This window comes from Catenovulum agarivorans DS-2 (genome assembly GCF_000568405.1).
Taxonomy (GTDB): Bacteria; Pseudomonadota; Gammaproteobacteria; order Enterobacterales; family Alteromonadaceae; genus Catenovulum; species Catenovulum agarivorans_A.
Genome location: NZ_ARZY01000029.1, coordinates 16,955 through 33,923, shown reverse-complemented (window position 1 = coordinate 33,923; position 16,969 = coordinate 16,955). Strand labels below are relative to the sequence as shown.

13 protein-coding genes are annotated in these 16,969 nt (G+C 41.4%); 4 read left to right on the top strand and 9 right to left on the bottom strand.

The window, feature by feature from the left end; genetic code table 11:
* Positions 1–71 precede the first annotated feature (71 nt).
* On the bottom strand, positions 72–1,562 hold the full coding sequence (locus DS2_RS14105; RefSeq protein ID WP_035015476.1) for a tryptophan halogenase family protein: 1,491 nt from the start codon (positions 1,560–1,562) through the stop codon (positions 72–74).
* Positions 1,563–1,635: 73 nt separating this feature from the next.
* Positions 1,636–4,653, bottom strand: coding sequence for a TonB-dependent receptor (locus tag DS2_RS14100; RefSeq protein WP_035015475.1), 3,018 nt, complete (start codon positions 4,651–4,653; stop codon positions 1,636–1,638).
* A gap of 421 nt (positions 4,654–5,074) precedes the next feature.
* On the opposite strand from DS2_RS14100, the gene DS2_RS14095 reads away from it, so the two are divergent.
* On the top strand, positions 5,075–6,703 hold the full coding sequence (locus DS2_RS14095; RefSeq protein WP_035015474.1) for an alpha-glucosidase: 1,629 nt from the start codon (positions 5,075–5,077) through the stop codon (positions 6,701–6,703).
* A gap of 22 nt (positions 6,704–6,725) precedes the next feature.
* Here DS2_RS14095 and DS2_RS14090 read toward each other — a convergent pair whose 3' ends face one another.
* Genes DS2_RS14090 through DS2_RS14065 form a run of 6 tightly spaced genes read right to left on the bottom strand, consistent with a single transcriptional unit; the run spans position 6,726 to position 13,345 of the window.
* Positions 6,726–7,535 (bottom strand): symmetrical bis(5'-nucleosyl)-tetraphosphatase, encoded by an 810-nt coding sequence (locus tag DS2_RS14090; RefSeq protein WP_035015473.1) that lies wholly within the window; start codon positions 7,533–7,535, stop codon positions 6,726–6,728.
* 16 nt (positions 7,536–7,551) lie between these two features.
* On the bottom strand, positions 7,552–7,938 hold the full coding sequence (gene apaG, locus DS2_RS14085) for a Co2+/Mg2+ efflux protein ApaG (protein WP_035015472.1): 387 nt from the start codon (positions 7,936–7,938) through the stop codon (positions 7,552–7,554).
* Positions 7,939–7,943: 5 nt separating this feature from the next.
* Entirely contained in the window at positions 7,944–8,738 is a 795-nt protein-coding gene (gene rsmA, locus DS2_RS14080) for a 16S rRNA (adenine(1518)-N(6)/adenine(1519)-N(6))-dimethyltransferase RsmA (protein WP_035015471.1), read from the bottom strand.
* Entirely contained in the window at positions 8,735–9,721 is a 987-nt protein-coding gene (gene pdxA / locus DS2_RS14075) for a 4-hydroxythreonine-4-phosphate dehydrogenase PdxA (RefSeq protein WP_035015470.1), read from the bottom strand. Before pdxA ends, rsmA begins: the two co-directional genes overlap by 4 nt.
* 2 nt (positions 9,722–9,723) lie before the next feature.
* Positions 9,724–11,013, bottom strand: a complete 1,290-nt coding sequence (gene surA / locus DS2_RS14070) for a peptidylprolyl isomerase SurA (RefSeq protein WP_081754288.1) — start codon at positions 11,011–11,013, stop codon at positions 9,724–9,726.
* Between the two features lie 13 nt (positions 11,014–11,026).
* A complete protein-coding gene (locus tag DS2_RS14065) occupies positions 11,027–13,345 on the bottom strand; it encodes an LPS-assembly protein LptD (RefSeq protein ID WP_235188617.1) in 2,319 nt (772 codons plus the stop codon).
* Between the two features lie 77 nt (positions 13,346–13,422).
* Here DS2_RS14065 and DS2_RS14060 point away from each other — a divergent pair, with 77 nt between their 5' ends.
* The 3 genes from DS2_RS14060 to djlA are packed head-to-tail and all read left to right on the top strand — an operon-like array spanning position 13,423 to position 15,905.
* Positions 13,423–14,415: an aminoglycoside phosphotransferase family protein gene (locus DS2_RS14060; protein ID WP_051479896.1), complete on the top strand. Its 993-nt coding sequence runs from the start codon at positions 13,423–13,425 to the stop codon at positions 14,413–14,415.
* A complete protein-coding gene (gene murU, locus DS2_RS14055; protein WP_035015468.1) occupies positions 14,403–15,074 on the top strand; it encodes an N-acetylmuramate alpha-1-phosphate uridylyltransferase MurU in 672 nt (223 codons plus the stop codon). Before DS2_RS14060 ends, murU begins: the two co-directional genes overlap by 13 nt.
* A 9-nt stretch (positions 15,075–15,083) precedes the next feature.
* Positions 15,084–15,905: a co-chaperone DjlA gene (gene djlA, locus DS2_RS14050; protein ID WP_035015467.1), complete on the top strand. Its 822-nt coding sequence runs from the start codon at positions 15,084–15,086 to the stop codon at positions 15,903–15,905.
* 3 nt (positions 15,906–15,908) lie between these two features.
* Here the strand turns inward: djlA and DS2_RS14045 are convergent, their stop codons facing one another.
* On the bottom strand, positions 15,909–16,913 hold the full coding sequence (locus DS2_RS14045) for a hypothetical protein (RefSeq protein ID WP_152537613.1): 1,005 nt from the start codon (positions 16,911–16,913) through the stop codon (positions 15,909–15,911).
* Positions 16,914–16,969: the final 56 nt, after the last annotated feature.

Below are 16,969 nucleotides of genomic sequence, written 5' to 3'. Positions count from 1 at the left end.
ACCCACGCAATCACGCTGCCCCATTTAACAAATTGCGTGGGGTGAGCGTAACATTGCGGACAATTTATGCTTTATACCCCGGCAAACATTTTTAAAAACTCGTCATGGGTGGGCATTTGTAAAGATGGTGCTTGTTTGGCTTTTTTCATATTGGCCATCATTTCTGCGAGTTTTTCTGTGGAAAATTGATTCGCAAGTGGATGATAATCTGTAGGTTTGATTCCTTGTCCCAACATAACTTGCAACCAAGATGGCTCCCAGAACAAATCGAGCTCTTCATGAGTAATCGCTCCCGATTTTTTAAACTGGGCAATTTTGTCCACCAACCGTTTAGGTACTTCCATGTTTTGCATATCTCGCCAAAATTGACTATCCACTCTATCGGTAACATGGTAATGCAAAATAATAAAATCTCGGATTAAATCGTATTCAAGTTTAGATTGACGGTTATATTCATCTCTCTGAGCATCTTCAATGCCCATATGTGGAAAAAACTTAATCAGCCGCACTACTGCAGATTGAACCAAATAAATACTTGTTGATTCCAATGGCTCTAAAAATCCGCTTGCAAGTCCCACAGCAATTACATTTCTATTCCACTGTTTTCGAGTGCGTCCAGTCCGAAACTTAATGACTCGCGAATCATCTAGTGCTGGCGTGTCTAGATTGCTTGCAAGTAGTTCAGCGGCCTGTTCATCCGAATAATATCGACTGCTATAAACCAAGCCATTACCATTTCGATGCTGTAACGGGATCCGCCATTGCCAACCGGCTTCATGTGCGATCGAGCGAGTGTAAGGTGTTGTATGTTGATGTCGTTCAGAAGGCATTGCAACTGCACGATCACACGGTAACCAATGACTCCAATCCTCAAAGCCTGTTCCTAATTTTTGGTTGATCAAAACGCCTCTAAAACCCGAACAATCAATAAATAAGTCACCCGTAACTAAATGCCCATTTTTCAATTTCAGTGATTCAACATCTCCGGTTTGAACATTTAAATTAACTTGATCTACCAACCCCTCAGTTCGTTTGACTCCCAATCTTTCGCTAATTTTTCGTAAATACTGGCCATATAAACCCGAGTCGAAGTGATACGCATACTTTAGGTCGAATAACGGATCTTGTGTTTGTAATTTGGCAAAGCGCCCAGCTTCTGCGGCATGGAAATTAATATCATGAGCCCACAAGTTATCATCAATGCCAAGCTGATTTGCCCGCGTCCATAAGTGATGGAAATGGCAAAACGGCAAACTACGCCCTGGCGCAGAAAAAGTATGATAATAACTCTCCCCTTTAACTCGCCAGTTCTCGAATTTAATCGCCAGCTTTATGGTGGCTTTTGTCTCTCGAATAAACTCCGCTTCGTCTATGCCCAAGGTCTCATTAACATGCTGAATTGGTGGAATAGTCGCCTCACCGACACCGACAATACCAATACTTTCCGACTCCACCAACTCAACATCAACTACATCACCGAGAACTTTTTTTATTAGGGCAGCGGACATCCAGCCTGACGTGCCGCCACCTAGTACCACAACTTTTTTAACTTGATTTGTCATAGACTTACCCTAAAAACAACAAAACCCTACTAGCAAGACTAGCAGGGTTTTAGATAATTACTAATTAGAACAATTAGAATTTATAGTTAACACCTAACAAGTAATTTGCACCATATATTTGATATTTCGTGACTTGTCGAGGGTCTCCATTCGCAAATTGAATTTGCTCTTCATCAGTAATGTTTTGCGCTTGAAGCGACACAGTTAAACCATCTAAAGCATCTATACCAGCTTTACCGAAATCAAAACCAATCTGAGCATCCCACAATGTACTACCAGTGTCCGTTGCTGGGACCAATGATAAACTATCACCGCGAGTTTCGGTTAAGAAATCACTTCGCTTAGTTCCAGCTACCCGAATTTGAAAACCACCTGCTTCGTAGAAAGTAATCAAAGAGTAAGTTTCTTTCGATAAACCAGGAATACGTAGTGGGTCAACTTCTTGCCCTTCGAACTTATCCAAAGCGCCATCACTGTTTGCATAGGCAAAAATAGCACCAAAACCATCGAGAGCATCAGACACTAAGTTAAATGGAACGGTCGCTTGGAATTCGTAACCTCGAACAAAACCTTCTAAACCATCTAACTTAGCTGTAGCTACACCTTGGAATAAGGTTGGTTTTAAAATGCCACCCTCTCCATCCGGTAGTTGATGATAGCTCTCGATATATGCATCAGAAAAATCTCTTACCAATGAGCTTTCATAATGCCAATTAGTTAAATCCTTGTAGAAGAATGCAGCAGACAAATAACCATCTTCAGCAAAATACCAATCGTATGCCAAATCAAACTGGTTGGCTTCTAAAGGTTTTAAGAATGGATTACCACCACTGGCGCTCCAAGGGCTATTTTTTAGCTCTGTTGCAACTATCTTTCCAGGATTGAAGTCGAACGAAACTTCTCCACTTACACGCATATCATCAATACGCGGTCGAGATTGAGTTTTAGCTAAACCAACCCGAACCAACATATCATCTGCAACCTCAAAGTTAAGGTTTAAGCTTGGTAGAATATCAGAATAACTTTCCTCTTCACTCGTTGCCTGTGCGTCAACTAAACCATTTGCACCTATTTGAGAGAAGAAACCATCAGATTTTTGCGTTGTATCTACATACTGAACACCAAAATTACCTCTCAACCAAACATCACCTAGTTCAGCTTCTATATCAGCTTGCACATATGCTTGTAGCAACTCCTCTTCAACAATGTAGGTATCACCTTTACGGCTAGGCTGTAAATCAGCTGCATCACTAGCAGTATATTCGCCAGCTCGATATAAACTTAAGCTATCGTAAGCAACTACGTCACTTACACCAATAAAACTCATATCAGTTACGCCAACCACATATTGCGATGGAACAACTTGATGGTCTGGGTAGCTACTAGCTGTTAAATAAAAGCCTCTATTATCTTTCGATTTACTGCGGTCGCTAAAGCGCACACCAGACTTTATTTTAGTGATTGGGCCAATTTCAACATAACCTTCAAGATCTAAAGCCAAAGCATCTAGCTTTTCTTTAAACACTGGCTGGTTAACAAACCCATCTTGCGCTTGTGCAAACCCAATAGGAGAATCAGGGTTTTTCGCAAGGGTCGTATGCGGTGAGGTATCACTTGTGCCTGCAAATTGAGAGTCTAACCCACTCATACCACCACCCCAAGATTGAGGGCCAGCTAGTTTTACTTTAGACGCATCAGATAAATCAAAGTTTGTGATGCCTGCAACTTCAGAATACATAACTCCAGTGGCGGTCTGTTCCCAAGCATAAACCGCACCAGCTCCCTGTCCTTTGTGGCCAGCACGACCAACACCAGCGTAACTTTCAACGTCAGTAATAGTTTTGTCTACTTCATTGGTTGAAAAGTCTAATTCAGCTTTCCAATTGTCATTAATTTGATATTCAACGTTGGCTGCATATGCTGTAAGCTCAGCTGTTTTTTCATAAGCATCATTACGCACCACTGAACGGAAGCCGTCATCTTCATCGGCACCCATTAGCTTGCCTTTAGTAACAAAGCCATCTTTAACTTCCGAGATAGTATAGTTTTTACCTACGCCCCACTCTGCGCCACCATCTTCCATACCTCGTTTGATTTGACTATCTTTAAAGTCAATATATAAAGCATCTAATGTTACGGTTAAGTCGTCAGTCGGTTTGAGTTGCAAAACACCAGCAACAGCGTCACGCTCTAACATAGCAGAACGTTGGTATGAGTCATGACCACCAGTAATTAAAGCATCTTCAACATCTGCACGTGTTAAACCATTCTCTAATACAATCGTACCATCCGGGTTATTGATAGGATCATATAAATAATCCTCAACCAGGTTTCCATCATCATCTCTTACATACTCACCATCTTCTTTTTTTGCAGTTCCTACGTTTGCATACCCCCAGCCACGGAAATGCTGCTCTTGACTTGGTGATTCGGTTGACGCATATGTCAATGCGAGCCCAACTTTGTCATCTGCAAATTTTTGCGAGAAACCAACCGCTAAACGGTGACCTTGGTCATCAAAATCAGGATTTTCTGATTTCATGCCATTTTGCTCGAGATTATAGTTGATTGAAACGAATTCATCAGAAGCTAGCGGACGAATCGTCTGCAAATCAACAGTACCGGCAACACCTTGAGTTGTTAATTTTGCCTCTGGTGCTTTATATACTGTTACACCACTCATGATTTCAGAAGGGTATAAATCAAACTCGACGCCACGGTTGTCGCCCATACCTAATAGCTCACGACCATTCATAGTAGAACCTGAATAGTCTTCACGGAAACCACGAACAGAAATACCACTGGTGCGACCGTCACGACGCTCACCAGCCATGCCAGGTAAACGCGCTAAAGACTCTGCTATTGACGAATCTGGTAATTTACCAATATCTTCAGCAGAAATAACTTCAACAACTGAAGTGCTATCCATTTTAACGGCTTGAGCGCGCATCAAACTACCACGAATACCTGTTACTTTTATAACCTCTTCTACTTCTGTATCCGCACCTTCTTCAGCTGCATATGAATAACCCGATACTAGACCGGTTGTTGCGAGCGCTAAAGTTAACAAACTTGGCTTAAATTGTTTCATGTGTATATCCCCTTGCCTTCTAATGGCAACTTGTTGTGTTTGATAACCACTTGGGTAAAACCCGTGACTAAACTGCACACCTGTTACAGTGCATTGAGTGAATATTAGACGGAATATTTCAACAACAACAACAAACTGCATACGTATTCATAATTATGCATTTACAACAAATTCACACAAAACAATTAAAAAACACGGCTAAACACACAGTTACCACAACATTAAATAATCAATAAATATCAAAAACTTAAAATAAAAACAAATCTAAAATCCTCGATAAAATTTCGCCTACATTGTTAATTTTTTGCGCTTTATGCATACGTATGCAACAACATTGCCGCGCAACCTAGATGTCAACTATGCTGCATAAAAGTTAATCTTTAGCGCGTTAAAGCAACATTTTGTTACAGGTTTATAAATAATGATTCAGTGTGGTTGGTGGCGAGGTGCGGTAATTTATCAAATCTACCCTCGTAGTTTTTACGACAGTAACAACGATGGTATTGGCGATTTGCCAGGGGTGCATGCGCACCTTGATTACATTGCTAGCTTAGGGGTTGATGCAATTTGGCTATCACCTTTTTTTAAGTCTCCGATGAAAGATTATGGTTACGACATTAGCAATTACCGCGAGGTTGACCCTGTTTTTGGCAATGTTACTGACGTAAAAAAGATTGTCGATAAAGCGCATTCGTTAGGCCTCAAAGTGCTGATGGATATGGTGTTATGTCACACTTCTGATCAACATGCTTGGTTTAAACAAAGCCGTAGCAATAAAACCAATTCCAAAGCAGACTGGTACATATGGGTTGACCCCAACCCTGATGGCACGCCACCAAACAACTGGTTGTCTATTTTTGGTGGCGGAGCATGGGAGTGGGATTCGCATCGAGAGCAGTATTATCTCCATCACTTTCTAACCAGCCAACCGAGTTTAAACTTTCATAACCCCGCGGTTCGGCAGCAAATGCTAGACGAAACTGAGTATTGGTTACAAATGGGGGTTGATGGGTTTAGGTTTGATGCTATTAATTTTTGTTTTCACGATAGCCAGCTCACCAATAACCCAGCAAAGTCGAAAGATAAACGGCGTGGGCGTGGTTTTTCAACAGACAACCCTTATGCCTACCAATACCATTATTACGATAATACTCGACCTGAAAATATTGCCTTTATTGAAGCGCTACGCGAGTTGTTGAATCAATATCCAGGAGCGATTGCACTTGGTGAAATTGCCGCTGAAGATTCTATTGAAACTATGACCGAATACACGCAAAGCAACAATAGATTGCACTTGGCGTATAATTTTGAGTTATTGACAGATGATTGCAGCGCCAATTATTTACATCATGTCATTCAGCAGGTAGATGAAAAGATAACCGGTGGTTGGCCATGTTGGGCAATTGGTAATCACGATGTCGTGAGGGTTCGTAACCGTTGGGGGGGCGATAAGGGCAGCATAACCCAAACAAAACTTTACCACACGCTGTTGCTGAGTTTAAAAGGTTCAGCATGTATATACCAAGGTGACGAGTTAGCGTTACCTCAAGCTGACATCGAATATGTTGATTTATGCGACCCATATGGCATTCGCTTTTGGCCAAGGTTTAAAGGGCGCGACGGTTGTAGAACACCACTTCCTTGGAATGACAAAAACAACTGTGGCTTTAGTCAAGCCAAACCTTGGTTACCAGTTGCCAAAGGGCACTCTGCGTTAGCAATTAGCCACCAGATGTATGATGACGACGCTATGCTTACTTTTTGTCAACGATTGCTGAGTTGGCGAAAAAACACGCCAGCTATGCGTTTGGGTGAGATGAAAGAGCTACGAGTGGAAGGTGACTTATTGAGTTTTATCCGGTTTGACGAGCAAGTTTGCATATTATGCATATTTAATCTATCGGATAAGCCTGTTGATTACAAACTTGCAAAAAATTATGCATTAGTCGAGCAAAACAGTTTTGCATTAGGTTTGTATTTGCAAAAAGGTCAGCATATTAAGCTGTCAGCATATTCTGCTTTGTTGGTGGAAATCGCTCAAACGGCTTAGACTGAAGTTTGGATTATCGTTTTTACAATGAGCTCTGCTGGTACTTAGTGCCCGTTTCAGCGCAATACATTGTCATATATTGCCCCCAAACACAGCCAGTATCTAGCGCCATATAGTGCTGGTTTTGCACACTGCCCATTAAAGAAGCCCAATGACCAAACACAATTTGATAATCGCTCTGTTCCACTCTAGGCATTTTGAACCAAGGTGTTAAATGCTCTGGTGCAGCCGCCAAAGTATCTTTGCATTTGAAATCGAGTTGCCCTTTGCTTTTAAGGTAGCGCATGCGAGTTGTGACGTTTATGATAAAATTAAATTTATCTTGCACTGAGCTATCGGCGTGCAACTTGTTGACCTTATCGCCATACATGCCTTTTAACCAAGGCTTAGGTTGGCCATTCTGCAATACTTGCTGTACCCATTGGCTCATCTCCAAATGCTGTTGCAGAGTGAGTTGTGGATGTAAGCCGGCATGTGACATTACAATATCTAAATCACTAAAATGACGAACCAACGGCTGCTGCAACAACCATTGGCCGTAAGCTTGGGCAAACGGTGCATTAAGCAATGCATCTAAATGGTCATTTTTTTTTGCTTGATACAAACCGTGCAGTGTTGATAGAAAATGTAAATCATGGTTGCCCAACACGGCCATCACGCTTGACTGCATGTCCAACATTAATTTGGCAACTTTTTCAGAAGCAGGTCCCCTTGCGACCAAATCGCCAACAGGACATAACTTATCTTGGCTAGGGTCAAAATTGACACGTTCGAGTAAACGCATCAATTCATCGTAACAACCTTGTATGTCACCAACAAAGTAATGGGCCATAAGGAATAAAAACTATCTAGTTGAGTATATTTGGTTGAGCGAGCCTAAATACAGGGATTTGAGTTTCAAAACTACTTTGATCTGCTAGGTTTATCATATTGTAGTACCCCTGCATTGTAGCGACTGGTGTTTCGACAACCGCACCACTGGTGTAGACAAATTTACCACCTGGTTTAATGCTAGGTTGCTGGCCTATTACCCCATCGCCACTGACTTCTGTTTTTTTGCCATTGCTATCGGTTATTAGCCAATAACGGCTTTTTAACTGCACTGGTTGATCGCTATTGTTTCGAATTGTGATGGTATAAGCGAATACATAGCGGTCAGCTGCTGCATCTGATTGTTCTTCTACAAAATGAGTTTCGGTATCTACTTGAATCGCCAACTCTGCGGTGTTTGTCATATCGATTACTTCTTACTGATAAATTGACTAATCTGGATGAAATTGTCGAGTGATAGTGCTTCAGCTCGAGCGGTCGGCTCAATACCGAGTTGCGACAATTCTTCTGCACTAATCAGATCTTTTAAACTGTTACGAATGGTTTTGCGTCTTTGGTTAAAAGCAGCGCCTGCAACTTTTTGCAATACTTCTACGTCAACATCTGCTCGCTGAGCTTTGGGTACCAAACGGATAACCGCTGAATCGACTTTAGGCGGCGGGCTGAAGCTCTCTGGTGGCACATCAGCCACTAAATAACTATCACAATAGTATTGGGTCATAACGCTTAATTTGCCAAAAGCTTTTGTTCCTGGCTGCGCACACATGCGTGAAACCACTTCTTTTTGCAGCATAAAATGCATATCTTCAATTTGATCAGCAAAACTAAACAAATGAAACAGTAGTGGAGTCGAAATGTTATAAGGTAAATTACCAAATACTTTAATTTTTTTCTGCTGGTCTAATAGTTGAGAAAAATCAAATTTAAGTGCATCAGACTGATATACAGTTAACCGCCGTGTTAACAATGCATCCGACTCAAAGCGTGCAACTAGGTCTTTGTCCAGTTCAACCACATTAAGATGTTTAACTCGCTCAAGCACAGGAAATGTCAACGCCCCTAAACCAGGGCCTATTTCAACCAATATATCATCGTCTGTTGGATCTATTGCATCGACAATATGACCAATTATATGATCGTCCGTTAAAAAGTTTTGTCCGAATCGTTTTCGAGCTTTATGGCCTAAATGCACTCTGTCATTCATACTTTTTTATCCGAAGCTAATTTAATTGCTTCAGTCAAAGCAACCTTAAAACTACCAGCGTCTGCAGCTCCAGTTCCAGCTAAATCTAACGCAGTACCATGGTCAACCGAGGTTCGTACAAAAGGCAAACCTAAAGTAATGTTTACCGCTTTACCAAAACCTTTGTATTTAAGCACGGTCAGCCCTTGGTCATGGTACATAGCTAACACTGCGTCTGCTTCTTTCAAATATTTTTCTTGAAACAATGTATCTGCAGGCAATGGCCCAACTATATTCATCCCACGCCCACGTAAATGATCAAGCGCTGGGGTAATTGTTGTGATTTCTTCAGTACCTAAATGGCCATCTTCACCAGCATGAGGGTTTAACCCACAAACATAAATTGTTGGCTGTTGAATACCAAATTTATGCTTAAGTTCACTGTGAAGTATTTCGGTAACCTTGATTACTCTATCGTAGGTTATCGCTTTAGATACGTACGCAAGCGGTATGTGAGTGCTTGCTAACGCGACACGCAAGCCTTCTGTTGCTAACATCATAACCACATCAGCAGTATTTGATTCCTGCGCAAAATATTCGGTATGGCCGCTAAATGAAATGCCCGATTTATTGATAATACCTTTGTTGACAGGACCTGTAACAATGGCATCAAACTCACCTGTCATATTTTTTTCGCAGGCTATCCTCATCGTTTCCACTACATAATGGCCATTTCGAGCATCTAGCTCGCCGCATACGACTTCAGCTTCTAGCGGCACATCCAATATGGTTAAAGTGCCTTTTGCTTGAGGCTGTGCAGCAAGATCTGCGTCATAATCAATGAATTCAAGCTCAATACCAAGTTGCTTGGCTCTAGACTCTAGCAGTGATTTTGCGCAAATAGCGACTAATTGTACTGGCCAATCTTGTTGAACCAGCTGTAACACTAAGTCAGGGCCTATGCCAGCAGGTTCACCTGGGGTGATCGCAATTCGTAAGGTCATTATTAATTATTACCTACAACTTCAACAAAAGCTTGGTCACGAATTTCACGTAACCAGGCTTCAGCTTCTTCGTTAAATTTTCGATTAAATATCATTCGATACGCATGGTCTTGATACGCAGTTTCAGTTGCGTCTTGGGTTCGACGCTCCAACAACTGCACCACATGCCAGCCATGTGCAGTTTTAAATGCTTCTGAGTATTCACCTGGCTCAAGTTCAGCCAATGTATCTTTAAACTCTGGAACATACATGTTTGGATCAGCCCAGCCTAACTCTCCCCCTTTGGCAGCAGAACCTGGGTCTTCCGAATATTCTTTGGCGAGTTCGGCAAAATCTTTTTCACCCGCTTTAACTTGCTCAACAAACTCATTCAGCATGTTTTTCGCTTTGTCGTCACTTAAAATAATGGTCGGTTTAATTAAGATGTGTCGAGCATTAACTTCTGCAACTTCAACAGTTTGACGCCCTTGAATATCAAAAATCTTTAACACGTGGAAACCTGCACCACTTCTAATTGGCCCAATCACATCACCTTTTTTCTGATCCGTCACCGCTTCAGCAAACAAACTCGGCATTTCGTTAATATTCATCCAGCCTAAATCACCACCCTCTAACGCTTTTGGACCAGAGCTCGAACCAATCGCAACTTTTTTAAAGTCACTACCTGTATTCACTAGCTCGATTACTTTATTTGCACGTTTTTGGGCGTTTTCAATATCGTCTGCGCTTGGCTCTGAGGGCAAACCAACTAATATATGACCCAAATGATATTCTTCGTTCTGTTTGCCACGCTCTTTTAATAAGCTCACTAAACTATCAATTTCCTGCGGTGACACATAAATTCGACGAGAAACCATAGCCCGACGAACTTCGTTCGCAGTCAGCTCTTGACGAACCTGTTCTAAATAAGACTCGTAATCTTGGCCATTAGCAATGATTGCTTGGCGCAGTTGCTCTAACGTGATGCCCTGCTCTTGTGCTATTCCAGCAACGGTCTGCTGTACTTGTGCATCACTTATTTGTAAACCAATGCGTTCGGCAAACTGCTGCTGCAAAACATTAAGAATAAGTTTCTCTGTTACTTGCACCCTTAATGCTTTATCTGATGGAAGCTCTTGACCATTTTGAATCGCTTGGGCTTTAAGAGTTTGCATCATGGTTTGGATTTCGTTCTCCAAAACCACACCTTGATTAACGATTACCGCTACTTTATCTAATAGCTTGGCTGCATTTACATTTGCCATGGTTAACATCAGCATACATGCAGTTATTGCTCTAATTGTTTTTATCATATTTACGAAAAACTCACTGATTTAAGAAATAAGGTTCGCGATATCCAAATATACCACTGTTTAAAACCTTACTTATTATATTCTTTGACTGACCAAATCCTTTGATTGTGAAAGTTAACAACATCCCAGAATCCCTTTCTTCGGTTGGGATTGACGCTTGGCTATCTGTGCCAGCTAAATTGGTTTTCACTTTAGACTGCCAACCAAATTGTAGTTGCCAACAACACGACTCGTATAATAGACCAACTCGCGCCTCTACAGTTCTATTTAATTGCAAATCATAATGGAAATTGGCATAACTTTGCCAATTTGAATTTAATCGCCAAACGCTCGCCATGCCCATTTGTTGAATGTCATTACCAGAAATGTCGCGAACAAATCTATGGCTCACTTGTACTAAATGATTGTCATCTCTGCGATAGTCTACCGTAAACTGACTTTTTCGGGTATCACCATTTTGAGTATCGAACTGCAGGCCATAATGTAAAAACCAAGTTTTGCGAATATCAAAGTCCAATTCAGCCGCCAGAGCAGACTTACCTTGAATGGTGGTTTGCCTAAAATCAACAAAATCACTCTCTGCTTCACTCAGATAAATAATTTGCCCTACACTTAACCTTAGTTTTTCTCTATGCTCATCGTTGAGCAATCGAGTGGTGACCCCTAGTGTTAATTGATTAGCTTCGGAAATTCTATCAATACCACTAAATCGATTTTCTCTAAACAAACCTAAGTAATCATCTTGCAACAAAGCGGTATCATACAAACCTATATGAGTTTGCTCTCGAAAAGGTACATATAAATACTGCGCCCTAGGCTCTAACGTTTGTTTCATTTCTTTACCAAACCAATCGATTGGCCTTTCAAGAATTAATCGACCATTTAAACGAAAGCGTGGCAAAACACGACTGATTTGTTGATAGTCGCCTTCTTGGAGCTCTCCATCAATATAACGTTCTTGAAAGTAATGTGTGGCAGGTAGTGAGCCTTGAGCTTGCAACTCCCAAGCTGGCTCAAAATGGCTCCAACTAACTTTTGGTTCAATATGGGTTCGAATCGCTTCGGCTAAACCGATTTCATCAGACTGAAACCATGCAAATTGAGCTGGTAACTCAAAAGACCAGCCAGAATAGTCAACCAAACCTGTATATAAAAAATCAACTTCTGGTAAAGTTCGATACGGCCGAGCATGTTGACCAAACACTTCAAAATCACGAATGGTTATATCCATTTGCCAATTTTCATTATAATGATTGAGGGATATGTGACGCTCTACATGGGTATCTACCCCAGATAAATCTTCAAAACCAAGGTCAGAAACATAACCATCGTCACTGATAAAAACCAAATCAACATTAGCAGCCCAACCATCAAACACTTGAGCTTGATGACGCCAACTCAATGCGTGGCGGTCTTGGCCATAAACTGCCGTACCATCTTCTGAAAATTTGGCGAACTCTTTGTCATTCGGCATAAGTTCAACATTCAACTCGCCCGAAAAGTTGTGCTGTAAATACCTAAACTCACTACCTAACTGTAATCCTCTACGCGACATAATTCTTGGTTTTACTGTCAGATCCATATTTTCAGCGATATTCCAATAATATGGTGCGGTTACATCAACACCTCGTTGTGACGACGTGCCAATAGATGGATACAACCAACCACTTTTGCGTTTATCACTCAGCGGAAAAGAAAGATATGGTAAATAAATCACTGGCACTTCAAACACTTCAAGTCGGCTATGCCAGGCTTGTCCCCACTCTTCATCAACCGAAAGAGATATTTTTTCAGATTTTAACTGCCAATCTGGTGCATTGTGTGGTGGACAATTGGTATAGGTCGCATCTTCTAGTTCAATTTTTTTATTCTGCTGGTCAATTCTAAACACCCCCGCTTTACCATGGCCAGCAAAATTATCTAACTCATAATTGGACTGGTTAAGCGATAAAGTAGAATTCTGCATATCTGCAACTAGGGTGTCACTATGCACTCTAGCGTGTTGACTCACAAATTCGATGCCTCCAGCTGCGGTCATAGTATTTCTGTCTTTTGAGACATGTGCTGTGTCGGCAGATATGCGATTGCGACCTTGAATAATGCTAACCTGCCCCGAAAATCGCGCTGGGCTGTCGATCCCCACTTCGGTTTTATCCGATAAAATAACGAGGTTATCAGTATTTGACAATTGATAAGATGGATCTTGGTCAGTATCAACTGTATTGATACTAAGTTCGGCTGGCGCTAACGAATGGCATTGCATCTCAGTTGCACTCACCCAAGTTGTTGTAAAAACAAGCAATACTGCTAAAAACCTTGTCACCTGAACCATCACCAATTTTATTCTGGGGTTAACTCAAACAATTGAAAGCGCTATGATAATGCAAAATTGCATTATCGGCTAATGTTATGCCCCAATTACTTCAACGACAGCAACAACTCAACCAGTGGCTTGAGCAACATTTTAAACGCTCGGTTCAACTAACACTTATCTGTGGCGATGCAAGCTTTCGTCGCTATTTTCGCTTTAGTGACAGTGGGCAAAGCTACATAGCGGTTGATGCGCCCCCTGAGCACGAAAATAATCCGTTGTTTGTAGAGATCAGCCAACTGCTCACTCAACAGCAAATCAATACAGTAGATGTCATACAACATGACTTTGGCAACGGCTTTATGTTGCTAAAAGATTTGGGCAACGAGCATTTAATCGATCGGTTGAATGAGGGTAATTTTACCCAACAGTATTCGCAGCTCTTTGCGCTGATAGCCAAAATACAAACCCTACCGGCTGAGCACTTACAACTCAAAGCGTATGACCAAACGTTTTGTTTAGCTGAGATGGCTTTGTTTAACGATTGGTATTTACAGCAATATCACAAAATTACATTGTCAGAAGAGCTGCAACAGCGACTAACAGCAGCACTCATGCTGATATCAGAGCATTTTTTACAACAACCACAGGTCTTTATCCACAGAGATCTGCACTGTAAAAACATAATGTTACATAACGGCCATGCACACGTCATCGACTTTCAAGGAATGATGTACGGGCCTTGTACCTATGACCTTGCATCTTTGCTTAAAGATTGTTATTTGAACTGGCCGACCGAGCAAATTAATGACTTGGCTGAACAATTTCGAATGGCTTACCACCCAGACATCCCAGCTGTCACTTGGCAAACTTGGTTTGATATCGCTGGCCTGCAGCGTCACATTAAATGCCTAGGTATTTTTTGCCGGTTAAGCTTACGCGATAACAAACCTGCTTACTTACAGTATTTACCTAGAGTGCTCGACTATGTGCAAGATGTATGTGTACGCTACCAGCACTACATTCCACAACTTGCTGCAATTTTAGAATGCCTGGAATTAACTCAGGAGCAACAATCATGCAAGCGATGATTTTAGCCGCTGGGCAGGGAAAACGAATGCGCCCATTGACAGAGAAAACCCCAAAACCATTACTACCAGTCGCAGGTAAAGCTTTGATTGAATACCAAATTGAAGCACTGGTAAAAGCAGGTATTAATGAATTAGTTATCAACCACGCCTGGCTAGGTGAGCAAATACCCACTTACCTTGGAAACGGCGAAAAGTATAACTGTAACATTCAATACAGTGCCGAACCAATAGATGCATACGAAACTGCTGGTGGCATCATTCATGCTTTACCCTTACTAAAAGATGAGTCTTTTATCGTCATAAATTCGGATGTGTGGTGCGACTTCGACTATCAGCAATTACTCAGTATCAAACTGCAAAACAAATTGGCTCATCTTGTTTTGGTTGAAAACCCAGCTCATAACCCGCAAGGCGACTTCGCGCTAGAGCAAGGTCAGGTTAAATTGCGAGGTTCAAAAAAATATACCTTTGCGGGCATTGGCTTATACCATAGGGCTTTATTTGCGGGTAACCACACTATGCCTTTACCCTTAGGCAGACTATTAAAACAACATATTGCAAATATGACAGTGTCTGGCCAACTGCATTCAGGTCTTTGGTTTGATATAGGTACACCTGAACGTTTAGCGGCAATAGAAAAATTACAAACTCATCAATAAAGGAATCATATGCATTACTGGGGAAAAGTATTAGGTTTTATCTTTGGTTTTATGATGTTCAAACTGCCTGGCGCTTTGTTAGGTGTCATTATTGGGTATTACTTTGATAAGGGCTATGCCAAAGCGCTGGCTGACAACGGTGGTTTTGCTCGACTATTGGGTTCGCGCAACAATATCAAAAATCGAGTGATTTTTTTCCATACGCTGTTTTCGATTATGGGACATATTGCTAAGTCTAGCGGTAGAGTCACCGAAAACGACATCGCGCTCGCCAGCGCACTAATGGATAAAATGGGTTTAACGGGCGCACTTCGTCAAGAAGCGCAAAATGCTTACAGATCAGGTAAACAAGCAGATTTTCCCGTGGCTGAAACGGTCAAAGAGTTTAAACAATATTGTTTTGGCAGGCGTGACTTTATGGCGGTTTATTTTGAAATTCAATTGCAAGCAGCGTTAGCCAATGGGCAACTTCATCAAAATGCCAAACGGGTATTAACGAAAATTGGCAAAACATTAGGTTTTAGTGCGGCTGAGGTTGAAACTTATATCAATCAGGCAAAAGCCAGTAGCCAGTACCAGCAACAAACTCATCATAGCCATTCTCAATCGGACCAGCAGCAATTATCGCAAATGTACCAGATTCTTGGGGTTGATGCCGGCGCAAGCGATCAGGCGGTAAAAAAAGCATATAAAAAACTCATGTCACAACATCATCCAGACAAGTTGGCGTCACAAGGTTTACCTGAGCAAGCACTGTCGTTGGCTAAAGAGCGCGCGCAACAAATTCAGGCCGCGTATGAATACGTCAAAAAATCACGAGGGCTGAGCTAACGGCTACTCAGCAAAATATTCAAATAAATCAGATAGGACGCTGTAGGTTTTTTTCTCAGTTATAACATACTGAAAGCAAACCTCTTCGTATCTGTCATCGATCAACGTTCTCCTTGAAATTTTTGCCGGAATTTCAAGCAGATGATCTTGAATTTGGTATTTATGCGCAATCAATTTTGGTAGATACAAACGCACAACCAGTGCTTTATCTTGGTCAAATCGGCTGACTTCATCTAGTCGGCAATAAACATTTACCCCGCTAACACTAAAATCGTTGGAAATGCGGTCGATAAAACAGTGTGATTGTTCAACTTCGAGACGAATACCAACATCTAAGCGATCGTATTGACGCTTCTCATCTGGGTAAGACACACTATATTCATCACCTAAATCAAATTTAAAACTAGCCAGCATTAAACTGACCACCTCGGTTGAGTCGACCAAATCGTAAGCAAACGAACGCACTAACTGGGTATCGTAAATATTCGCTTCGCTCGCGCTAATTTGATGCTTAGTGATATCTTGCACCTGTTCTGAGGCGTAACTAACATGTTTGAGTTGGCGCTTTAACGTTGAAATGGTCACAGCCAAGGCTAGCGACATTTCACTAAAGCTATTGTCGAGCTTTTTAATGATCCCAACATCCGATTCAGGAAATTTCGGGTGATTAATCGATAAATCACCTCGGACGATTGAATCCATCCGAGAGATTAAATTGTCTAACCTTTGATACAACGGCTTATGCAGAGAAACCCAATACATAATTGGAATGAGCACTATGCTGACAATACATAACCATACGTAAAGGGCAAAACGGGATTGATGGAAAGCGAGTTCGTTGTGCACAGACTCGTTTTGTAAAATAAACTGATTAATCTGCTGCACAGCAATACGCGAAGTCTTGTGTTGGTTCGCGTCAACGTTTTCAAGCGCAGCCGCCAAGGTTAAACCATTGTTATACAACAACTCTACTTTATGGTTAATTTGCATTGTATGAATGTACATCATGCTTGCTGCAATCAACACAAGACAAAATAAAGCTAACAACATCACTAAAGTTCGTA